Origin of the sequence: Archangium sp. (assembly GCF_036277355.1) — a bacterium.
GTDB lineage: Bacteria > Myxococcota > Myxococcia > Myxococcales > Myxococcaceae > Archangium.
In genome coordinates this window covers 40,511-60,197 of sequence record NZ_DASUNC010000100.1, presented here as the reverse complement: position 1 = coordinate 60,197, position 19,687 = coordinate 40,511, and the positions used below count along the sequence as shown (strand labels likewise).

Annotated in this window: 20 protein-coding genes; 5 read left to right on the top strand and 15 right to left on the bottom strand. The window is 71.1% G+C overall.

Features of this window, described 5'->3' with window-relative positions; all coding sequences use genetic code 11:
• Positions 1–2,583 carry a TonB family protein gene (locus tag VFZ09_RS25800; RefSeq protein WP_329730344.1) on the top strand — a complete coding sequence of 861 codons (2,583 nt, stop codon included), beginning with the start codon at positions 1–3 and terminating at the stop codon, positions 2,581–2,583.
• Positions 2,580–3,407: a hypothetical protein gene (locus VFZ09_RS25795; RefSeq protein WP_329730319.1), complete on the top strand. Its 828-nt coding sequence runs from the start codon at positions 2,580–2,582 to the stop codon at positions 3,405–3,407. Before VFZ09_RS25800 ends, VFZ09_RS25795 begins: the two co-directional genes overlap by 4 nt.
• 3 nt (positions 3,408–3,410) lie before the next feature.
• Here VFZ09_RS25795 and VFZ09_RS25790 read toward each other — a convergent pair whose 3' ends face one another.
• The 7 genes from VFZ09_RS25790 to VFZ09_RS25760 form a co-directional block, all read right to left on the bottom strand.
• Complete coding sequence (locus tag VFZ09_RS25790; protein ID WP_329730318.1) at positions 3,411–4,652, bottom strand: Ig-like domain-containing protein; 1,242 nt, start codon at positions 4,650–4,652, stop codon at positions 3,411–3,413.
• Between the two features lie 104 nt (positions 4,653–4,756).
• Positions 4,757–5,491 carry a MopE-related protein gene (locus tag VFZ09_RS25785; RefSeq protein WP_329730317.1) on the bottom strand — a complete coding sequence of 245 codons (735 nt, stop codon included), beginning with the start codon at positions 5,489–5,491 and terminating at the stop codon, positions 4,757–4,759.
• 121 nt (positions 5,492–5,612) lie between these two features.
• Complete coding sequence (locus VFZ09_RS25780) at positions 5,613–6,281, bottom strand: hypothetical protein (RefSeq protein ID WP_329730316.1); 669 nt, start codon at positions 6,279–6,281, stop codon at positions 5,613–5,615.
• A gap of 64 nt (positions 6,282–6,345) precedes the next feature.
• Positions 6,346–6,933, bottom strand: coding sequence for a hypothetical protein (locus VFZ09_RS25775; protein WP_329730315.1), 588 nt, complete (start codon positions 6,931–6,933; stop codon positions 6,346–6,348).
• Between the two features lie 52 nt (positions 6,934–6,985).
• Positions 6,986–7,570, bottom strand: a complete 585-nt coding sequence (locus tag VFZ09_RS25770; protein ID WP_329730314.1) for a hypothetical protein — start codon at positions 7,568–7,570, stop codon at positions 6,986–6,988.
• Positions 7,571–7,627: 57 nt separating this feature from the next.
• Positions 7,628–8,293 carry a hypothetical protein gene (locus tag VFZ09_RS25765; protein WP_329730313.1) on the bottom strand — a complete coding sequence of 222 codons (666 nt, stop codon included), beginning with the start codon at positions 8,291–8,293 and terminating at the stop codon, positions 7,628–7,630.
• 266 nt (positions 8,294–8,559) lie between these two features.
• Positions 8,560–9,687 (bottom strand): oxygenase MpaB family protein, encoded by a 1,128-nt coding sequence (locus VFZ09_RS25760; protein ID WP_329730312.1) that lies wholly within the window; start codon positions 9,685–9,687, stop codon positions 8,560–8,562.
• A gap of 158 nt (positions 9,688–9,845) precedes the next feature.
• Here VFZ09_RS25760 and VFZ09_RS25755 point away from each other — a divergent pair, with 158 nt between their 5' ends.
• The gene (locus tag VFZ09_RS25755) at positions 9,846–11,030 is read left to right on the top strand and encodes an AI-2E family transporter (protein ID WP_329730311.1); all 1,185 of its coding nucleotides are present in this window, start codon (positions 9,846–9,848) and stop codon (positions 11,028–11,030) included.
• A 9-nt stretch (positions 11,031–11,039) separates the two neighbouring features.
• Here VFZ09_RS25755 and VFZ09_RS25750 read toward each other — a convergent pair whose 3' ends face one another.
• From VFZ09_RS25750 to VFZ09_RS25735, 4 genes are all read right to left on the bottom strand, one after another.
• Positions 11,040–11,846 (bottom strand): SDR family NAD(P)-dependent oxidoreductase, encoded by an 807-nt coding sequence (locus VFZ09_RS25750; RefSeq protein ID WP_329730310.1) that lies wholly within the window; start codon positions 11,844–11,846, stop codon positions 11,040–11,042.
• A 148-nt stretch (positions 11,847–11,994) separates the two neighbouring features.
• Positions 11,995–13,071, bottom strand: a complete 1,077-nt coding sequence (locus VFZ09_RS25745; protein WP_329730309.1) for an SGNH/GDSL hydrolase family protein — start codon at positions 13,069–13,071, stop codon at positions 11,995–11,997.
• A gap of 230 nt (positions 13,072–13,301) precedes the next feature.
• The gene (locus tag VFZ09_RS25740; RefSeq protein WP_329730308.1) at positions 13,302–13,892 is read right to left on the bottom strand and encodes a hypothetical protein; all 591 of its coding nucleotides are present in this window, start codon (positions 13,890–13,892) and stop codon (positions 13,302–13,304) included.
• Positions 13,893–13,924: 32 nt separating this feature from the next.
• Positions 13,925–14,350 (bottom strand): hypothetical protein, encoded by a 426-nt coding sequence (locus tag VFZ09_RS25735; protein WP_329730307.1) that lies wholly within the window; start codon positions 14,348–14,350, stop codon positions 13,925–13,927.
• Positions 14,351–14,646: 296 nt separating this feature from the next.
• Between VFZ09_RS25735 and VFZ09_RS25730 the strand changes: the two genes are divergently transcribed.
• Entirely contained in the window at positions 14,647–15,504 is an 858-nt protein-coding gene (locus tag VFZ09_RS25730; RefSeq protein WP_329730306.1) for an NAD-dependent protein deacetylase, read from the top strand.
• A 70-nt stretch (positions 15,505–15,574) separates the two neighbouring features.
• Entirely contained in the window at positions 15,575–16,045 is a 471-nt protein-coding gene (locus tag VFZ09_RS25725) for a GNAT family N-acetyltransferase (protein WP_329730305.1), read from the top strand.
• On the opposite strand, the gene VFZ09_RS25720 is transcribed toward VFZ09_RS25725, so the two are convergent.
• The 4 genes from VFZ09_RS25720 to VFZ09_RS25705 all read right to left on the bottom strand — a co-directional run bounded on the left by VFZ09_RS25720 (position 16,035) and on the right by VFZ09_RS25705 (position 19,687).
• Positions 16,035–16,865, bottom strand: coding sequence for a polysaccharide deacetylase family protein (locus VFZ09_RS25720; RefSeq protein ID WP_329730304.1), 831 nt, complete (start codon positions 16,863–16,865; stop codon positions 16,035–16,037). The two genes, VFZ09_RS25725 and VFZ09_RS25720, sit on opposite strands and share 11 nt — an antisense overlap.
• Before the next feature lie 219 nt (positions 16,866–17,084).
• Entirely contained in the window at positions 17,085–18,284 is a 1,200-nt protein-coding gene (locus VFZ09_RS25715) for an FIST signal transduction protein (RefSeq protein ID WP_329730303.1), read from the bottom strand.
• 2 nt (positions 18,285–18,286) lie between these two features.
• Entirely contained in the window at positions 18,287–18,505 is a 219-nt protein-coding gene (locus VFZ09_RS25710) for a hypothetical protein (protein WP_329730302.1), read from the bottom strand.
• 15 nt (positions 18,506–18,520) lie between these two features.
• Positions 18,521–19,687, bottom strand: coding sequence for an iron-containing alcohol dehydrogenase (locus VFZ09_RS25705; protein WP_329730301.1), 1,167 nt, complete (start codon positions 19,685–19,687; stop codon positions 18,521–18,523).

The following is a 19,687-nucleotide window of genomic DNA, read 5'->3' as shown; positions in this document are numbered from 1 at the left end:
ATGTGGATTTCCAGTCTGGTGCTCCTCCTGCTGAGCGCCACGGCCGAAGCCCCCGTGTCTCCCCCCGTCCCCGTGGAGACCGCTCCCGCCGTCATGCCCGCGGACGCGCCTCCCCTGGACGCCCCCGTCACCGTGCTGCTGCGCCTCACCATCGACGAGGCCGGCGAGGTGTCCCGCGTGGACGTGCGCGAGTCGGCTGGGAGTGTGTTCGATCGGGCGGCGATGGAGGCCGCGCTGCGCTGGAGGTTCCAGCCCGCACGGCGTGGGGATGCGCCCATCGAGGTCCAGGCGGATGTTCCCGTCACGTTCACGCCGGCGGTAGACCCTCACCCCAGCCCTCTCCCAGAGGGAGAGGGGGCGACGACGGGCACGACCCAGGGGACGGATACCCTCACCCCGACCCTCTCCCGGGGGGAGAGGGAGAGGAGTGCCAGCGAGGCGGCCTCGGGGGAGGGGACTTCCAGCGAGAAGTCTCCTGCGAAGGAGCCTCCTTCGTTCGCGACCACCGTTCGGGGTCAGGCGGCTCCGCCTCCTCCCGCCGCCGTCGGGGATTTTCACATCCCCATCGGCCAGCTCGCCGATGTGCCTCGCAACTCCGCTTCGGACCTCATGTTGCTCGCCCCGGGCGTCATGCTCGCCAACCACGGCGGCGAGGGCCACGCCGACACCATCTTCATCCGCGGCTTCGACGCCGGTGAGGGCAAGGACGTCGAGTTCCGCCTCAATGGTGTCCCCCTCAACGAGGTCTCCCATGCCCACGGCCATGGCTACGCCGACACCTACTTCATCATCCCCGAGCTCGTGGACTCGCTGCGCATCACCGAGGGCCCCTATGACCCCGCCCAGGGGGACTTCGGCGTCGCCGGCTCCGTCGAGTACCAGCTCGGCCTGAAGCGCCGGGGCCTCACCGCTTCCGCCAGCTACGGCAGCTTCGCCTCGCGCCGGCTCTCCCTGGTGTGGGGCCCTCCCGAGTCCAGTGAGGCCAACTTCGTGGGCCTCCTGCTGCGCCAGGGCCATGGTTTCGGCCCCAACCGCGCCTACGCCAACGCGGGCGCCATGGCCCAGGTGGAATTCCGCGTCGGCGAGGACACGCGCCTGCGCCTCTTCGGCACCAGCTACGCGGCTCGCTTCTCCTCGGCGGGCGTCGTCCGCGAGACGGATGTGGTGGACGGCCGCATGCCCTGCGCGCCCGGCGCGGACTCCCAGTTCTTCTGCCTCCATGATCCCAACCAGGGTGGGGCAGGGCAGCGCCACATCCTCTCCGCCGAGCTCCAGTCCCGGCTTCGCCGCGGCGGACGCTTCGTCCAGCAGGGCTTCGTCGTGCTGCGCCAGATGCGCATCCGCGACAACTTCACCGGCTTCCTCAACGACGTGCCTCCCGTGGGCGAGCTCCCGCGCGGCGACAACACCGAGCAGTCCTACCGCGGCACCACCGTGGGCCTGCGCGGGCGCTACTCGCCGGGCCTCACCTTTCTCGGCCAGCCGCAGCCCCTGGAGCTGGGCTACCTCGCGCGCTTCGATGATGTGCTCACCCGCGCCCGCCGCCTGCGCGACAACGGCGGCGCCCCCTACGCCACCCTCTTCGACAACCAGGTGCGCACCACCAACCTGGGCGCCTATGCCTCCCTGCGCCTGGCTCCGCTCTCGTGGCTCACCCTGCGCGGCGGCCTGCGCCTGGACACCTTCCTCTTCGGCGTCGAGGACCAGAACCGCCCCGCCTCCGATCGCCAGGGAGAGCGCATCCCCGAGGAGTCCATCGAGGCCTACGGCTTCTTCGCCAGCCCCCGCCTCACCGCCGAGGTGCGGCTGACGCCCCGGCTCACCTGGCTCACCAGCGCGGGCCTGGGCGCGCGCTCCAGTGACGCGGCCGCGCTGTCCGACGCGGAGCTCGCCCCCTATGCCCGGGTCTCCGCGGCCGAGACGGGCCTGGGCTGGCGCCTCGCGGGGGACGGGCACGCGTATGACCTGGAGGTGCGCGGAGCCTTCTTCGCCACCCGCGTCTCCCAGGACCTCGTCTTCGACGAGACGACGGGCCGCAACCAGCCCGTGGGCCCCTCGCAGCGCCTGGGCGCCTTCGCCACCGCGCGCTTCACCCTGGAGCAGCGCGTGGACGTCCAGGCCAGCGCCGCCTGGGCCCACGCCACGCTCCCCATCCCCGGGGCCCCCCAGTGGAAGCTGTGGGAGGGCACCGTCATGCCGTACATCCCCCACCTCCTCGGCCGGTTGGATGCCTCCGTGCGCGGTGACATCACCGTGTCCGGCCAGCCGGTGGGGTGGAACCTCGCCCTGGGGCACAGCGCCATCGGCCCCAAGCCCCTGCCGCTCGACCGCTACAGCGAGCCCATCTTCCTCTTCGACGCCGCGGCCCGCGCCCGGTGGAAGTGGATGGAGCTGGGCCTGTCCGTGGAGAACCTGCTCGACGCGCGCTGGCGCGAGGCCGAGTTCAACTACGTGTCCAACTTCCGCGGCCCCGACGCGCCCGCCTCGCTGCTGGCCACGCGCCACTTCGCCGCGGGAGCCCCCCGCACCTTCCGCGCCACCTTCACCCTCTACCTGGACCTCCAGGACGAGGAGACTCCATGAGCCCTCTCTTCCGCACCACCCGCCGCGCCTTCACCACCCTGCTCGGTACCGCGCTGCTCGGCGGTGGCTCCGCCTGCGGGCTGTCCGGCACGGGCGGCCGCGCCATCGTCTTCCGCATGGGCCTGCGCACCGCCCTCGCCCCCGGCGAAACGCAGCCGGGCCACTTCACCACCGACACCGGCTGGCGCGTGGCCCTCACCTCCGCGCGCATGGTGCTCGGCCCCATCTACCTCTTCGAGAATCCCTCGCCCCTTCAGGCCGGCTCCACAACACGGTGGTGGCGCCGCGTGAGCGACGTCCTCGTGCCCACCGCCCACGCGCATGACTCCTTCTTCGCGGGCGGCCGGGTGCTGGGCGAGTGGGACCGTGAGGTGGTGTTCGATCTGCTGGGCGAGGGGGGCGAGACGCGGGTGCTCGGACGCTCACCGGGCATCGCCGGCATGGCGCGCTCCTTCTCGCTGCTGCTCCAGCCTCCGTCCCGTGCGCTGGGCGCGGAGGCGGCGCCGCTCGAGGGACGCTCGGTGGTGCTGGAGGGTACGGCCTCGCGCGACGGGCGCACCCTGGCCTTCCGCGCCGCCCTGGACTTCCCCCCACCGGTGGAGCTGCAGCGCGTGGAGTTCGTCCCCATCGAGGTGGAGCTGGACGACGAGGGCCTGTTCGTCGTGGAGCTCCAGCCACACCGCTGGTTCGAGGGCACGCTCTTCGAGCGCCTGGAGGTGCCACCCGGAGGCGCGGCGGTGGCGGTGCCCCCGGAGAGCCAGGTGCACCGCGCGCTGCTCGTCAACGTGCGGCGGCACACCGCCTTCACCGCCGCCTGGGAGTGAGCGCTACTTCGCGTAGCGCTCGAGGATGAACTCGAGCGCCGCGCTGGAGGTGGCGCCGAAGCGCAGGTAGTAGAACCGGTCTCCCTGCGTGACGGTGAAGCGGGCCTGGTGGGTGATGCCGGGGCACACCGCGGCGGTGGGGCTCACCTCCACGGGCACGTCCACCGCGTCCAGCTCGTCCCAGACGCCCACCGGGACATCCTGGTTCAGGAACAGCACGATGCGCTCGTCCTGGTCCGGCTTGGAGACGAGCTCCGTGTAGCCCACGTGGGAGCCCGCGTCCGCCTCGGGGAGCGTCAACCGGTAGCGCGTGTGGCCCACGTCCGTCGGCGGCGGGAAGCCGAACGGCGGCATCTTGGCCGCGGCCGCGAGGGACTCCGCGGTGCTCACGAGCGAGTGGGCGCAGGCGTGCTCGAGGTCGCCGTTGCGCTTGCCCGTGGTGAAGTCCAGCTTGCCGTCACCCAGGAAGGTGCTGGCCTCCAGCCGGTTGCCGGCGGCGGCGCTCCGCAGCGCGCTCAGGTCCAGCGCGTACGTGGACTCCTCCTCCAGCGGAGGCCCCCCTTCCTCGGGCGCCGTGAGGGTGAGCGTGAGCGTGAGGCCGTCCGGCGACCACTGGCCCGTCAGCGGGCGCGGCGCGAGCGTGGTGTCGGTGCGGTTCACCAGCGTCACCTGGTTGAAGGCCGGCTCCATGGCCTCGGTGAACGTCACGGAGAGCACCTTGCGGAAGTACGCGCCCGGGCGGCTCGCCTCGGCGTCGTAGTACATCTCCACCGGGTAGACGCCCTGGGCGCCCTCGGCCACGCTGGCCGACGCGACGGCCGCGCGGGGCCGGTCCGAGCCGGTGTGGAAGTCCAGCTTGCCGTCGCCCAGCAGCGCCGTGCCGTCCAGCGCGTTGCCGGCCACGTCCTGGAAGCCCTTCAACTCCAGCGAGTGCGCATCGTCATGGCCGAGCCCGGTGACGGGCACCTTCAGCGTGTTGCCCGTCCAGGTGGGGGCGCCGAGCTTCAGCCCGCTCGAGGGCACCAGCGTCCCGGTGTCCGGCTTCATGGGCTCGCTGAAGGTGATGGACACCTCGGTGGTGGCGCCGGGGAGCACGGCCTCCGCGCGCTCGGCGGGGGAGGTGGCCGTCACCGTGGGGGCCCGGGTGTCCGCTCCCGGAGCGGGCGGCGGGGGGGGCTCGTCGTTGCAGGCCGTCAGGGCCAGGGCGCAGGCGGTGAGCAGGGCGGTGCCAGGGATGGGTCGCATCGTTCGGGGTTCCTCTCGCGTGGGGGTGGACATGGCACCGGGGCGGCCCCGGAGAGGGGACCGCCCCGGCTCACGGGCTCACGCCCGCTTCGGTCGGCAGGGGACTAGTTCGTCAGCGAGCCGTTGCAGTTCTCGTCCACGCTGTTGCCGAGGATCTCCGTGGCCGAGGGGTTGATGCTGGCGTTGGCGTCGTTGCAGTCGAAACGCTGGGTGATGTAGCCGGACGGCGGCACGCACGCGGTGAGCACGGAGACGCTGCTGTTGCCCCAGGCGTCGTTGTCCGCGTCCTGGTAGTAGCGGATCCGGTAGTCCTCGACGCGCTCGGCCAGCACGCCCACCAGGTTGCCCGAGGCCGTGCCCAGGTCCACCTGGTAGTCCGTGGTGGTGCTGGCCAGGTCATACACGTCCACCGTCACCAGCCCGCAGCCCGAGACGGACACGCTGTGGGTGAGCGCCGGGCTCAGCGGGGTGGCGCCATTCTTCACGGTGAGGGTGTTGCCCTGCGTCCGGTAGAAGGCCCAGGAGCCCGCGGTGGCCGGACGGAACTTCACCGTGCCCGTGGCGCCGGCCGGCAGCGTCACGTTGTACTGCTTGTGCGCGGTGTTGATGCTGGGGGTGCTCGCGGTGAGGCCGCTCGTCGCCGTCACCGCGATGTGGTCCGCCGCGTTGTTCGAGTGCGTGCAGGAGTGCGAGGTGATGCTGGAGCCCAGCGCCGTGCAGCCGGCCTCCAGCGGGGCCTCCTGCTCCGAGGGGAGCTGCTCCTCCTCGAGCGCCGGGCCACAGGCCGCCAGCGACAGGCCCACGAGCGCACCACAGACGTTCCGCATCGTCATCTTCATGGTTGAACCCTTTCCGTGTGAACCGGGAGCGGCGCGGCGCCATGCGCCAGCACCACGTGCTCCCCGGCACCCGCACTGATGACGTAAACGCAACTATGTTGCAACTGTTGTCGCGGTGTTTTTACGGCAGGTGCTCGATGACGAGGCCCAGCTCGGGCAGGGGCGTGGGGCCGAACGTGACGGTGTACTGGACCTTGTCCGTCAGCTCGTAGCCCACCATGTGCACCAGGCCTCCCTGGCACACGCCGTCGCGCAGCGCCTCGGGGATGGGGGAGGTGGCGGCCACCTCGAGCACCTTCGTGCCCTCGCGCACGGCCAGGGGGACGCTCGCGTCGCTCAGGTAGGCGATGAAGTCACCGGTGGCGTAGGCCTTGAAGGTGAAGGTGCCCACGTACTGCCCGCCCTCGGGGCGCAGCTTCACCGTGTAGTGCGTGTGGAAGGAGTCCACGCGGGGCAGCCGGTCCACCGCCGCCGTCACCGTGGCGAAGGGGCCATTGCCGACGTGCCAGCACGCATGCTCTCCGTTGTCGCCGAAGTCGAAGCCGTCCCTCGGCACGTAGTCGGGGTCCGGCAGGCACGACAGGTCCTGCTCGGACGCCATGTGGCCGCGGTCGCAATGGCACCAGTCCCCCGTGGGCTCCCGGTGGATGTGGCCGTTGGGCGCGCACGGGTCCGTCTGCTCCTGGGGCTGCTCGTCGGGAGTCCCGGGGTCCGGCTCGGGGGGACGGCCGCAGGCGGCGAGCACCGCCGCGCTGGCGGCCAGGGCGAGGAATCGGCGGAGAGGACGCATGCCGATTCCTTGCCGTATCCCGGTGGAAAATGCAACAGGGATACATCAGCACGGACGCGGGGGGTTATTCCGCGTCCTCGTGCGCCGCTTCCTCGATGACGAGGGTGAACTGGGAGTTGCGCTCCGCGCGGGCCTTGAACTCCAGGCGGTACTCCACACCGGCCTCGAGCTCCGCCACGACGGCGGTGCGCAGGCTGCCGCACGCCTCCTCGGGCACCTGGACGCGGCACTCCCGCGCCACCTCGGTGGTGCCGTTGAAGATGCGCAGGCCGCGCTGGCGCGACAGGAGGAAGGCATACTCGCCGGACTCCTCGGGCAGGAAGGTGACCGCGCCGCCCCAGCCACCGGCGGAGGCGTTGGCCGGCAGGGTGATGGTGTAGGCGATGTGCGGCACGCTGACGTCCACGAACGGATAGGTGCCCAGCGGCGCGGCGGACACGGCCTGGAAGGGCCCGAAGTCCCCGTGCACGCACGCGTGCTCGGCGACTTCAATCAGCTCCGTGGCCTCGGGCTCCGGACAGGCCGCGAGCAGCGTGTCCTGCCGCTCCTCCAGCGAGGACGGCTGGGGCTCGGCCTCGGTGGTGTTGCCGCAGCCGGTGAGCAGCAGCGCGAGGCCGGAGGCCAGCAGGCTCTTCTGGAACAGGTTCTTCATGGTGGGACTCCTCTTGGGGGAATGGGGATTGCCGTGGGTAGACAGGCGGCGGCTACTGCACGTGCGCGTCGTGGGCCAGCTCCTCGATGACGAGGGTGCCCTGGGCGTAGTGCGCCTTGTGGGTCGTGAACTCCAGGCGGTACTCCACGCCGGCCTCGAGCGCGGCCACGGCGGCGACGCGCAGGCTGGAGCACACCGTCTGGGGAACCGCCATGGCGCACTCGACCGGCACCTCGGTGGTGCCGTTGAAGATGCGCAGGTGGGGCGCGGTCGACCCCAGGAAGACGAACTCGCCCGTCTCCTCGGGCATGAAGTTGACGGCGCCGCCCCAGCCACCCACGGAGGCGTTGGCCGGCAGGGTGATGTTGTAGGCGATGTGCGGCACGCTCACGTCCACGAACGGGTAGGTGCCCAGCGGAGCGGCCGTCACGGCCTCGAAGGGACCGAAGTCACCGTGCACGCACGCGTGCCCGGCCACCTCGAGGATCTCCTTGGCCTCGGGCTCCGCGCAGACGGCCAGGGACTGCTGGCGCTCCTCCAGGGACGGCTGGGGCTCGGCCTCGGTGGTGCTGCCGCAGCCGGTGAGCAGCAGCGCGACGCCGGAGGCCAGCAGGCTCTTGTGGAACAGGTTCTTCATGGTGTGACTCCTCTTGGGGGTAGGGGACTGCTGGGTTGACACTGGGGGAAGGCGGCTTCAGGGGCGCGCCGGGGAGAGCACCGCCCAGGACACGACGACCTCGCCGGAAGGCAGGTGCTCGGGAGGCAGTTGCAGGTGCCGCCCCACGTCCCCGAGCTTCAGGCCGGGCACCCGCTGCCGCGCCTCCTCATGGGAGGCCGCGTCCGGGAAGGTGACGCGCGCCACGCAGCCGGCGGCGTAGCAGCGTGGCGGCTCGGCCTGTACGGGCAGCACGTTCGCTTCAATGGTGGTGCGCCAGGTGTCCAGCGCCACGCGGGCCCCGCGAGTCCACGGCTCCTGGCTCTCCCCGGACGCGTGGAGCTCGGCGAGCACCGCGTCCCGGCGCGCCAGGGGCGTGGCGTAGCCGGCGCGCAGCGCACGCACGACGCGCAGGTGCTGCTCCGGCAGCGTGCGGTGGGCGCGCGGGGACACGGGCCAGGGCCTCGGAGCCGCGCCGGGCACCACCGGGGCGGACTGGCTGGGCGCGAGTGCGGACACCCCCGTGGGAGGCGCGAGCGGCTCGGCGGCGGCCGCTGGGACGGCCTCGGGCGCCGGCGCGGGGGACGGGGCTCGTGCGCCGAGCGCCTCCGCGCCGGCCAGCGGGGGGCTGGCCCGGGGCAGCTCCACCGGGCGGCTCAGCCAGGCCGCCGCGAGCAGCGCCAGCACCAGCCCTCCGATTCCCATGCTCCACACCGTTCGCGCCACCGCGAGTCTCCCGCATGCGCCATCCGTGAGGCGCCAGTGCTTCCGGGCTTTCCCGTCAAAGCGGTATCAATGTGCATCTGCGGGCAGAAGTAATCAAGTTGCATTTGTACTCCGGACACACGTTTCCCGTCCGGGTCCTCGCCCGGGGTGCGTGCGCGGAGGTGGGGGGGGAAGCCGGCCCGGCTCAGTGCTCGTTGAGCACGAGCTTGCGCGCGGCCTGGACGGTGGGCGCGCGGCTACCGCGCCTAGCGGCCCTGCACGTTCCAGGACTCGCGCAGCGTGCTGGGGATGCGGAAGGGGGGCCGTCCGGCGCCGCGGTTCATCCACACCATGCCTTCCACCAGCTTGCGGCCGAACACCTCCGACAGCCGCGCCACCACCCGCGAGTGGTCTCCCAGCTCGTCCGAGGCCCTGCCCAGCATGGCCAGCGGGCCAATCAGGTAGCGGGTCCAGTCCGCGGGCGGCACCTTCAGCATGTCGGCGACCTCCTCGCCGAGGATGTGGCGGATGAGCGAGGCCGCCATCCCATCGAAGAGGTTGCCCGGCGTGACGTGCTCGGCCATCTGGATGAGCGCGCGCGTCATCTCCTGCCCCTCGGGGCTGGCGCGGAAGTGACGCCGCTGGACGGCCTCGGCGAGCGCCGCGCAGTCCTCGATGTCCTCCGGCAGCGCGACCGTCTCCAACCCCATCAGGTGCCCCACCACCTTCCAGCAGTGGAGGTAGGCGTTCTGCTCCTCCCGGGACAGCGTGCAGCCCAGCTTCTCGAGGCCCACGATGACGGCGTACGAGAAATCGACGAGGGTGCCCGCCATGTCCTCCTGGTTGATGGGGTAGCCCCACGCGGGGTTCCACTGCCCGCTCTCCAGGAGGAGGTGGCGCACCGCCGCGTGCATCAGGCGCACCTTCTGGGCGCTGCGGATGCCGCTGCCGCCCGGGGCCAGCCCGTCCGGCGCCAGCACGTCGATCAGCATCTGCGCCGTCTCCATGATGCGGCGGAAGGGATCCGTCACCAGCCGGGCGGTGAGGTGGATGACCTGGACGCCCTTGGCCGCCGCGTAGCTGGCCGGCAGGGCCCCGCAGAAGAGGGAGACGACGGCCTGCGGCCCGTACCGGCCGAACAGCGCCTCGCCGTGACGCACCAGCGCCGGGTCCGCCCAGTCCGGCAGTTGCTCCGTGCGCAGCAGGTACTCGCGGAGCATCTCCGGGAGCTCGCCGGGGACGAGCTGATCATTGCGGATGAGCTGCTTGAGCAGGGCGTTGGCGGTCTCCACCTGTCCTTGCTGGAACAGGTTCTTCACGGTCTCGTCGGCGAGCGGGTCTCCCCGCGTGCGGAAGCCGTCGAGGAGGTCATCGGTCCATCGATTGGCGCGCATGGGCCCGGGCATTCTATCCGGGTGCTCTCGTTTGGCTCGAAATGTGCCGGGGAGCCGGGCGGGCGGGCGTCTGGCTTCCTTCATGGAGGGGGCGTTGCCGCTCCGGCCAGCGGAGCCCCAGCTTTCCTGGAGGCTCCAGCCGCCAGGGAGGGTTGAACGTGGAAACAGAGAGGCCCATCCGTCCACCCGTCGAGCCCGTGAACGACCGGGAGCCGGTGGTGGTGCCTCGCTCGCAGGTGACGGTGAAGACGGTGCTCACCATCTGCGGCACCGTGGTGGGGGTGCTGGCCGCCCTCTACCTGTTCATCCACGGCATCGTCACCCTCACGCTCACCGTGACGGCCATGCTCCTGGCGGTGGCCTTCAACCATGGGGTGCATGGGTTGCAGCAGTGGGGTCTGAAGCGGCCCCTGGCCATCGCCATGGTGATGCTGCTCGTGCTCGGCACGCTCGTGGGGGTGGGGTTCCTCATCATCCCCGCCACCGTGGCGCAGGTGCGGGAGTTGATAGAGCGCCTGCCGGAGCTCAACGAGCGCATGCACCAGACGCGGGTCTTCCAGTGGCTCGACGCGCGGATGGGGCTGGAGCAGCGGCTGGGGGCGCTCGGCGGAAGCGACTCCGGGCTCGTCCAGCGGGCCGTGGACCCGGCGCTGCGCGTGCTTCGAGGGCTGATGGCCGGCGTGGGCGCCTTCGTCACCGTGCTCTTCCTCGTCGTCTTCATGCTGCTCTACGGCGGCCGGGTGGTGCGCGGCGTGCTCGCCGAGTCCCTCCCGGCCCACCGCCAGCGCTACGAGCGGGTGCTGGACAAGGTGTACCAGGCCGTGGGGGGCTACCTGAGCGGGCTGGCCCTCATCGGCGGGGTGAACGCCGTCTGCGCCACCCTCTTCCTGGCCGTCCTCGGCGTGCCCTTCTTCCTGCCGCTCGGAATCCTCTCCGGCCTGGGCAGCCTCATCCCCCTGCTGGGCGCCACCGCCGCCGGCATCGTGCTCGCGCTGGTGGCGTACGCCTCGGGCGGGTTCTGGGACTTCCTGGCGGTGGGCATCTACGTCGTCCTCTACCAGCAGTTCGAGAACCACGTGCTGGCGCCCGTCATCTACAAGCGCACCGTGGAGCTCAACCCCCTGGTGACGCTGCTCGGCATCATCCTCTTCGCCGAGCTGGCCGGGGTGCTCGGCACCTTCCTGGCGGTCCCCATCGTGGGCACCTGTCAGATCGTCATCCGCGAGCTGCTCCTCCTGCGGCGCGAGCGCCTCGGGCTGCCCCTGAAGGGAGACGTGGCGGAGCAGCTCGAGAAGCGCGCCCCCTGGCGCCCGCCCTTCTGGCGCCGGCCCCGCCACGTGTGAGGCGCCCGGTCAGCGCTCCGGCCGGTACATGGCGGCGGTGCGCTGGGCCAGGAAGCCGCGCGGGAGCAGCCTCGCGGCCAGCGTCAGCGTCTGGTTGAGCAGCCCGGGGACGTAGAGCTCCTTGCGGTGGATGAAGGACCGCACCGCGTGCGCGGCACAGTCCGCGGCGCTCATCATCCCCAGGTCGCCCGACTTGAAGCGGTTGGACAGCCCCGTCCTGTCGAGCATCTCCGTGGAGATGCCGCCGGGAGCGAAGACGGTGACGGACACGCCCTGGGGCCGCAGCTCCTGCGTCAGCGCCTGGCCATAGCTGGTGATGAAGGCCTTGGTGCCGCTGTAGGCCGCCTGGTACGGCACCGGGATGAAGCCCGCCACGCTGGAGACGAACATCATCCCGCCCTGGATTCCCCGCTCGACGAGGTAGCGCGCGAAGAGGGTGGAGAGGCGCACCACGCTGGTGACGTTGGTGTTCAGCATGGACTGGAACTCGCTCCACTCCAGCTTCAGCGCATCTCCCCAGTACGCCACGCCGGCGTTGAGGATGACGCCGTGGATGTCCCGCTCGCGCGTGGCCTCGGTGAAGACGCGCTCCACGTCCTCGGGCCGGCACAGGTCGGCCACGATGAAGGTGGCCTGCACGCCGTAGCGCGAGCGCAGCTCCTCGCACAGCGCCTCCAGCCGCTCGCGCCGCCGCGCCACCACCACCACGTTGCCGCCCTGATCCCTCGCGATGGAACGGGCCATCTCCTCGCCCAGTCCGGAAGAGGCACCGGTGACGAGGGTCCAGCGCGTCCGAAGCTCCAGCATCCGATTCATGCCGCGCACCCTAACCCGTCACCGCCGGGAGCGCATGGTCCACGCGCGGGGCAGGGGAGGCGGGGCCTCCACCCGGCCCCCTCCCGGTGGGGAGAGGGCGGGGAGGCCAGGCGGGGAGGGGACTCCCCGCCCGGGGACTTCCGGGGGACTACGGAGCGGCCGGGTCGATCAGGGACATGAGCCAGCCCGCGCGCTCGTGGCCCGACTTGTTCCACTCGGGGTTCTTGCCGCCCACCACCTGCGCGTCGGTGAACGTCGGGGCGCTCGTGGTCGAGCCCGTGCTCATCGTGCCGCCGTAGAAGGTCGGGTGCGTGTTGTCCGACTGGATGTAGTCGTAGCTGGTGCTCGAGCTCACGAAGTGCGTGTTGGCGTCGCGCAGCGTGCCGGCCAGCGTGCCGGTGATGCGGGCCACGTAGGCGGCCTCGCTCTCGCCCTGGACGTAGCGCAGGGCGTCGCGGTCGATCTGCCCGTCACCGTTGGAGTCGTAGTCCGCGCCCATGTAATCGGCGAACGCGTCCGCGCACTGGAAGCCGTACTGGGCCGCCAGGTTGCAGGTGCGCCAGTTGCTCTTGGCCAGGTAGGGCAGGAACTTGGCGCGCTTGTTGATGCGGGTGCCGGTGGCGGAGTCCGTGCAGTTGGTGAGCACGTTGTCCGCGTCGTAGCCCGGATAGTAGATGTTCATGACAATCTTGGCCTTGGCCGCCGTCGCGTACGTGTTGATGGCCTGCATGGCCCTCTCCGTGTACGTGGTGCAGTTGGCCAGCGCCGTGTCCAGGCCGGCGTAGCTGCAGGTGCCCGTCTGGTCCGTGAAGGCAGAGCGCGCCTGCAGGTAGTCGTTGCCGCACATCTCGAACATCACCACGCGGGTGTTGCTCGTCTGCATGTACGAGCGCTCGGCGACGATCTTGTTGTTGTAGATGTCGTCGGCCCTGGCGCCGGACTTGGTGCGGCGGACCACCTCGATGTTGGAGCCGAAGCTCTGCGCCAGGTACTCGCCCTCGACGGCGGGCGCCGCGCGCTTGGCCACGCTGAAGAGGCCACCGTTGTAGCCGGCGAAGATGGAGTCACCGTAGGCCACGACGCGGTACGTCGAGGCAGCGCCACGGTTGATGGTCCACGACGTGTTCTGGTTGATGGTGCTGGCGAGCGCGTCGCCGCCCAGCACGAGGCTGGCCGTGAGCGTCACGGCGAGGGACACACCCTGCCCGTTGAGACGAGAGAACATGCAGACTCCAGGAATCGTGAATTGGGGGTGAAACAGGAGCACGGCTTATTGGCCGGCATCACGGATATAACAGAAAGTGTGTCTGATTCGAACTGCTGGAGACGAATTCGCGCGGGGGCGCTGTATTGCCTGAGGCGTCAATCAATGACAGCCCGCGTCATCCTCTGCGTGACGCGTTGTGCCGCGGCCAGACTGTCATCCATTCACCACTGGACGCCGCGTCCACCCCGCTACTGCCAGGAGATGGCGTACACCACGCGGCCCTGCTTCAGGTCGAGGTGGAGGATGTCCACCTGGCCCTGTTTGGAGACGCGCCGCAGGTACATGTCGAACGTCCCCAGGAGCGCCTGCACGAAGGTGCCCGATTGCAGCAGCGCGGGGGGAAAGCCCTCCAGCACCATCTCGGCGCTGCCGTCGTTCACCGCCTCGCGGCGCGGCTGGTACACGAGCCTCCCGCAGTCACGGAAGGCCTGCTCCCAGGCATAGGCGGTCCACTTCAGCATCGACTGGGGCGTCATCCCGAAGAGCCGCACCGCCCCGTCGAAGAAGGACTGCAGCAGCGGGTAGGTCATCATGCGGTCCGCGAGGCCCGCGAAGAAATGACGGTAGCCCGGGTCTCCCAGCACCTGGTGGAGGGCATCCGACAACCGCATGTTCTGCTCGAGGGGAACCCAGCCCAGCCGCGGGGTGGACTCGATGAGGGGGAGCAACGCCTCCGGGACGAGCGACAACACCTTGCGTTGCTTCTCGGCCGGCAGGTCCCTGGTTACGTCGAGGATCATCCTGGCCATGAAGCCGCGAATGGCGGGCTGAGCGGTCATGACCCGTCCATTCTGGCACACGAGGCGGGGTGCTAGCGCACGAGCCGCAGCGTGCGGTAGCCCGGGATTTCCGCCGCGCGGGCGCGGACCTCGAACCAGTTGTCGCGGTACGGGTGGCCGCCACGCGCGAGCTGCCAGAGCGAGGCGAGCCCGTAGAGGGGCAGGAACAGCGGACCGAGGACGAGGGTCTGCATGACGTGCGCGCGCTCGTGGCGCACCAGGCGGATCTGCCGGGGGCCGTCCGCGCCGGAATAGGTGACCACGGCGCCGAGGGTGAAGGCGGCGATGTGGAAGCGGCGCATGGACCAGTCGAGCGGCCCGCCCGGTTGGACGACGAAGTGGAGGATGCCCTCCTCGTCCACCGACTCGAGGCGGGTGAAGAGCATGGCGAGCATCAGGCCCAGTATCGTCACTGGGAGTGCCCAGACGTAACCGGCGAACCAGAGCACCTTCCTCATGTGTCTCATGATGCCAGCACGCCGGGGGAAACAGGCTGTCCACCAGAGGTGAGCTGGCGGCTTCCGGACAAGCTGGCCCCGGAAGTGACTCGAATCAGGAAGGAGCCCGTGAGAAAGACGGCCTCCCATGGCCGCTAGCGAACAGACTCCCTTCTCGCAGCCTGCCGTACCTCGTCCGGCCGCCGGAGCACGGGGTGCTGGAGGAGGAGCCGGAGGAGCCGGAGGTGGCCCGGACGCCCGCTCCCCCGGCGGTGGTCCGGCGAGCGCGAGGAAGGGGCGTTATAGATTCACCCCGAATGACCGCCCCCCTGGAACAACCGTCTCCCGCCACCGGGGACCTGGACGCCCTGGCCACGCTGCTGCGGGGCCGCCGGCTCGTGGTGCTCACCGGTGCCGGGTGCAGCACCGAGTCGGGCATCCCGGACTACCGGGGGCCCGGCACACGCGCCCGGGCCCGCAACCCCATCCAACATCGCGAGTTCCTCACCAAACCCGAGGTGCGCACGCGCTACTGGGCCCGGAGCCTGCTCGGCTGGCCGCGCTTCTCGTCGGCCCGGCCCAACGCGGCGCACCAGGCACTCGCCGCCCTGGAGCGGGACGGCCATGTGCTGGGCCTCATCACCCAGAACGTGGACCGGCTGCACCATGTGGCGGGCAGCCAGCGCGTCATCGAGCTCCACGGGGCGCTCGCGCGGGTGCGGTGTCTGGACTGTGAGGCCCTCGAGCCCCGGGTGGAGTTGCAGGAGCGTCTGCTGGCCCTCAACCCCGGCTTCGCGGAGCGGACCGCCGAGCTGCGGCCGGACGGAGACGCCGAGCTGCCCGTCGAGGCGGTGCGGGACTTCCAGGTGGCCGTGTGCACCCGGTGCGGCGGGACGCTGAAGCCGGACGTGGTCTTCTTCGGGGACAACGTCCCTCCGCCCACCGTGGAGTCGGCGTTCGCGCTGCTCGAGGAGGGGGACGCGCTGTTGGTGGTGGGCTCCTCCCTGGCCATCTACTCGGGTTTCCGCTTCCTCCAGCGCGCCGCGGATCGCCACATGCCCATGGGCCTCATCAACATGGGCGAGTGCCGCGGGGGGGAGTTGGTGGACGTGCGGGTGGAGGCCCGGGCGGGCGAGGTGCTCCCCTGGCTCGCGGCGGCGCTCGCCACCGGTTGAGCCCGAGTCCTGTTGTGTGACACGGCGCTCCGGTCCAATCTCCCGGGGCCCCGCAACCCGAGAGGACCCGATGCCCGCAGTCATCCGCCCCGCGACTCCAGAGGACCTTCCGGCACTGGCCGCCGCGCTGGCGCCGCTTCCCCTCTTCAAGGCCTATGGCCTGGAGGCGCCGGCCCTGGCGGCCCGCTTCCGGGGCGCGCTGGAGCGGGGCGAGGGCCTGCTCATGGCCACCGACGAGAGCGGCCCGGTGGGGGTCTGCTGGTTCCTCACCCGGGGCACCTTCGGGACGGGGGCCTACCTGCGGACGCTCGCCATCCGGGAGGATCGGCATGGCTCGGGCCTCGGCGCGCAACTGCTCGCCGCGTACGAGGCCGGGTGTGGAGAGCCGTCCGGGGGCTACTTCCTGCTCACCTCGGACTTCAACGAGGGCGCGCAGCGCTTCTACCAGCGGCACGGGTACCGTCAGGTGGGCCAGCTCCCGGGCTTCGCCGTCCCGGGCGTCACCGAGCTCGTCTTCTGGAAGCCACGCGTCAGGGGATGACTTCCGCCACCGCGGGAGGCAGCTCGGGCTGCTCGGTGGGCTGGCACGTGGGCCACGTGTGGTCCTCGAGCAGCGTGCCCACGGTGACGAGCTCGAAGCCCCGCTTGCGCAGCCCCTTGATGATGTCCGGCAGCGCCGTGGCGGTGGCGAAGCGCTTGTGGTTCATGTGCAGCACCACGATGCCGCCAGGGCTCGCCTTGCGCACCACCCAGTCCGTCAGCCGCTTCGCGGTGATGGTGGTGTCCGGATCTCCCGAGGGCAGATCGTAGTTGAGGGTGACGAGCGACGCCTGGGACGCGAGCCAGGCGACCCGCCGGTCCACCTCGCCGAAGGGCGGACGGAAGTACTTGGGGATGCGGCCCGTCAGGTCATAGACGACCTGCTGCGTGCGCTGCAGCTCCTCCAGCACCTTCTGGTCCTCCTTCACCTCGGGCATGTGCGGATGGGAGAAGGTGTGGTTGCCGAACTCGAAGCCCGGGTACTGCGCGAGCTCCTCGAGGCGCCGCGGGTTGGCCAGGGCCCACCCGCCGCCGATGAAGAGGGTGGCCGGCGTTCCCGTCTCCAACAGGGTGCGGATGACGCGCTCGTCATACTCGTTGTGGCGCGTGGAGCAGGCGTCGAAGGTGAGCGCCACCCGCATCCGGTTGCGGCTCCCGTTCGTCACGATGGGCGCCGTCATGCAGGCCGTGGGCTCCGGCGGGGCGGGCACCTTCTTCTGCTGAGGAGGCGCCTCGGGCTCCTCGGGAGGAGTCCAGACACAGGCACTGGTGGCGAGCACCACCAGCGTCAGCAGGGACTGCACGGAAGACCAACGGGCCATGAGTTGCGACGCGCTCCTGTCACCCGCCCGCGGGCGGAGGGAACGGCGCAGGTATAGCGCGGATGGCTCCCGGCTTGCTGGGTATGCAACGAGCAGTGCACCCATGTGACGGGCCGTGTGGCACCCGGAACGGAGGTTTACGGAGTCCTCGAATTCGGGTGCCTCCAGCGGACCTGTGGGCCCCCTTGACTCGCGGGCCGGAGCACGCTCGACGGGGGCTCAGGGCCGCCCGTTGGCGAACAGCGTCAGGCTGAGCGACAAGTCCTGGTGCACGTTGCCCAGGCCCGGGATGTAGCCCTGCTCGCCGAAGGTGCACAGGCCCAGCAGGGGAACGCCCGGCAGCAGCCGCGAGAACGTCCGCAGGCCTTCGTCCACGCGCGGCCCCAGGGCACCCGCGCACCCGGCGCAGAAGATGAGCGCCGCGCCCTTCACGTCCCGCGTCGTCAGGCCGCCTTGGGCCAGCGCCTGGTCGATGAGGTGGGCCACCTCGTTCACCAGGCCCTCGGCGGTCCCGGTCATCAGACACACCTCGTCCCGGGGCTCGATGCGGGCGAAGACGTCCACCGTGCCCCGGTCCGCGTGGACGTGGGCCGGGTGCACCGTCACGTAGTGGTCCCGCTGGCTCACTTGGCGGCGGACGGCGATGGGCCGCAGCGCCGTCTGGGCCAGGATGTTGCCGCCCGAGCGCACCTGGTCATCGATGGCGCCTTCCATCCAGCGCCCCAGCACCTGGGCGGCGGGCTGGCCATCCAGCGTCAGCAGGGTGCGGCCCTCGGCTCCCGTGGCCCGGGCCACGGCGCCCGTGGGGGTATAGGGCGTGCACAGCGCCGTCCCCACCCGCACCTCGCCGAAGAGGCCCAGCAGCGACACCCCCGTGGGGACCGGGCCCGCGTGCGTGAAGACGCTCCACTGTCCGGCGATGGCATGATCCGCGGCGCTGCCTCCCTGGCACGGCACGTCCGGGCACACGCTCGCGATGCCCTCCAGCATCGCCTCCTCCCCACCGGGCGAGGCGTTGAAGAGGATCATCCTCGGTATCCTGCCTCCCGCCTTGCGCACCAGCTCCCGCGCCGCGGCCTCTCCGGCCCGCCGCCCGTCCGCCTCCGTGGAGGAAGCCACGAAGGCCGTTCCCGGTTCGCCGCCCACCAGCATCACCGCCACCGCGCCGTGGCCCTCGTTGCGGACACCGGTGGGCGTGAGCACGCCCAGCGACGTGGTCACCCCATGCAGCGGGACTCCGGACAGCGCCTCCCGGAAGGCGGTGTGGACGCGTGCGGCCTCGTAGTCCACCGTCGCGGTGATGTAGGCCGCCTGGGCGGTGGCGCCTCCGAGCTGGGCGCGCGCCTGCTCCACCGCGGCCTGGACGGCCTTCTCCGCATCCACGGCATCTCCGATTCCGACTCCGATTGAGACCGTCATCTTCATGCCTCCGAGAGGAGCTGCTGGAGCTCGCTCAGCTCCTGGGCCGACAGCAATTGGGGCAGTGCCTGCTCCAGCCGCCGCAGGGCGTCCGGTGGGTCCGGATCATTCGGACCGATGCTGCGGACGTTTACCCCGCTCATCATGATGAGGCGCGCGACGCCGAAGCCGAGCTTGCGCTTTTCAACGTAGGAGGTGATCCGGCTGATCCTGTTGGCCATGGGCTTCGCGGGCGCTCACCGGGAGCGGACGGCAATCTCCGTGAGCTCCTCGTCCGTGAGGGGCAGGGGGTTGGCCTTCATGCTGCTGGCGGCCTTGGCCCGGGTGACGAGCCGTGGCACGTCGGCCTCCGTGAGACCATAGCGCCCGAGGCCCGGCACGCCCAGGGCCTGGCACAGCTCCTTCACCCAGGAGATGCCCTCCTCGGCCCGGGCCTCCGCACGCCCGGTGAGGAGCACCGCGACCTCCTGGAAACGCGGAAGCGCCGGGTGTGACGGAGCGCGGGAGCGCAGTGCGCGCAGGTTCACCTCCAGCGTGGCGGGGAGCAGCGCCGCGCACACCGCGCCATGGGGCGCCTCGTACATTCCCCCCACGGGGGCGGCGAAGCCATGCACCGCGCCCAGGCCCGCGTTGGCCAGGCACAGGCCGCCGAAGAGGCTCGCGAGCGCCAGGTCCTCCCGTGCCGCCGCGTCGGGGCCCTCCAACACCGCGCGGCGCAGCGAGCGCGCCGAGCGGACCATGCCCTCGCGTGCCAGGGCGTCGGTGAGCGGGTTGGACCGGGCCGAGAGGAAGGGCTCGAGGAGCTGGGAGAGCGCGTCCAGGCCGCTGGAGGCGAGGACGGCGGGAGGCGCGCCCGTCAGCAGCTCCGGATCCACGAGCGCCAGGCGGGGCAGCATGAGGGGACTGCGGAGGCTCGCCTTCACCTGGGCGTCCTTCACACCCAGCACCGCGTTGCGCGTCACCTCGGAGCCGGTGCCCGCGGTGGTGGGAATGGCCACCAGGGGTAGGGAGGGCTTCGTCAGCGCCTGTCCCCGGCCCACCACTTCCAGATAGTCGAGCGGGTCTCCCCCGTTGGCGGCCAGCGCGGCGATGGCCTTGCCCGCGTCCAGGGCGCTGCCTCCGCCAAAAGCCACCACCGCGTCGCACCGCGCGGCGAGCGCGGTGGCGGTTCCCTCGCGTACCCGCTCCACGGTGGGCTCGCCCTCCACCGTGAATGTCTCACTGGAGAGGCCGAGCCGGCTCAGCCCCTCGCGCAGCGGCCCGGCGCGCGCGGGATTCCTGCCCGTGACGAGCAGCACCTTGTGCCCGCCCAGGGCCTTCACCGCCTCGGGAAGCTCGGCCAGGCGGCCCGCTCCGAAGACGATGCGCGTGGCGGTGGCGAACTCGAAGCCCGTCATCGCCAT

Excerpts from the sequence above, each read along its gene's own strand:
- VFZ09_RS25800 (WP_329730344.1), top strand. The coding sequence starts at position 1 with ATGTGGATTTCCAGTCTGGTGCTCCTCCTGCTGAGCGCCACGGCCGAA.
- VFZ09_RS25795 (WP_329730319.1), top strand. The coding sequence starts at position 2,580 with ATGAGCCCTCTCTTCCGCACCACCCGCCGCGCCTTCACCACCCTGCTC.
- VFZ09_RS25790 (WP_329730318.1), bottom strand. The coding sequence starts at position 4,652 with ATGCGACCCATCCCTGGCACCGCCCTGCTCACCGCCTGCGCCCTGGCC.
- VFZ09_RS25785 (WP_329730317.1), bottom strand. The coding sequence starts at position 5,491 with ATGAAGATGACGATGCGGAACGTCTGTGGTGCGCTCGTGGGCCTGTCG.
- VFZ09_RS25780 (WP_329730316.1), bottom strand. The coding sequence starts at position 6,281 with ATGCGTCCTCTCCGCCGATTCCTCGCCCTGGCCGCCAGCGCGGCGGTG.
- VFZ09_RS25775 (WP_329730315.1), bottom strand. The coding sequence starts at position 6,933 with ATGAAGAACCTGTTCCAGAAGAGCCTGCTGGCCTCCGGCCTCGCGCTG.
- VFZ09_RS25770 (WP_329730314.1), bottom strand. The coding sequence starts at position 7,570 with ATGAAGAACCTGTTCCACAAGAGCCTGCTGGCCTCCGGCGTCGCGCTG.
- VFZ09_RS25765 (WP_329730313.1), bottom strand. The coding sequence starts at position 8,293 with ATGGGAATCGGAGGGCTGGTGCTGGCGCTGCTCGCGGCGGCCTGGCTG.
- VFZ09_RS25760 (WP_329730312.1), bottom strand. The coding sequence starts at position 9,687 with ATGCGCGCCAATCGATGGACCGATGACCTCCTCGACGGCTTCCGCACG.
- VFZ09_RS25750 (WP_329730310.1), bottom strand. The coding sequence starts at position 11,846 with ATGAATCGGATGCTGGAGCTTCGGACGCGCTGGACCCTCGTCACCGGT.
- VFZ09_RS25745 (WP_329730309.1), bottom strand. The coding sequence starts at position 13,071 with ATGTTCTCTCGTCTCAACGGGCAGGGTGTGTCCCTCGCCGTGACGCTC.
- VFZ09_RS25740 (WP_329730308.1), bottom strand. The coding sequence starts at position 13,892 with ATGACCGCTCAGCCCGCCATTCGCGGCTTCATGGCCAGGATGATCCTC.
- VFZ09_RS25735 (WP_329730307.1), bottom strand. The coding sequence starts at position 14,350 with ATGAGGAAGGTGCTCTGGTTCGCCGGTTACGTCTGGGCACTCCCAGTG.
- VFZ09_RS25730 (WP_329730306.1), top strand. The coding sequence starts at position 14,647 with ATGACCGCCCCCCTGGAACAACCGTCTCCCGCCACCGGGGACCTGGAC.
- VFZ09_RS25725 (WP_329730305.1), top strand. The coding sequence starts at position 15,575 with ATGCCCGCAGTCATCCGCCCCGCGACTCCAGAGGACCTTCCGGCACTG.
- VFZ09_RS25720 (WP_329730304.1), bottom strand. The coding sequence starts at position 16,865 with ATGGCCCGTTGGTCTTCCGTGCAGTCCCTGCTGACGCTGGTGGTGCTC.
- VFZ09_RS25715 (WP_329730303.1), bottom strand. The coding sequence starts at position 18,284 with ATGACGGTCTCAATCGGAGTCGGAATCGGAGATGCCGTGGATGCGGAG.
- VFZ09_RS25710 (WP_329730302.1), bottom strand. The coding sequence starts at position 18,505 with ATGGCCAACAGGATCAGCCGGATCACCTCCTACGTTGAAAAGCGCAAG.
- VFZ09_RS25705 (WP_329730301.1), bottom strand. The coding sequence starts at position 19,687 with ATGGCGATGACGGGCTTCGAGTTCGCCACCGCCACGCGCATCGTCTTC.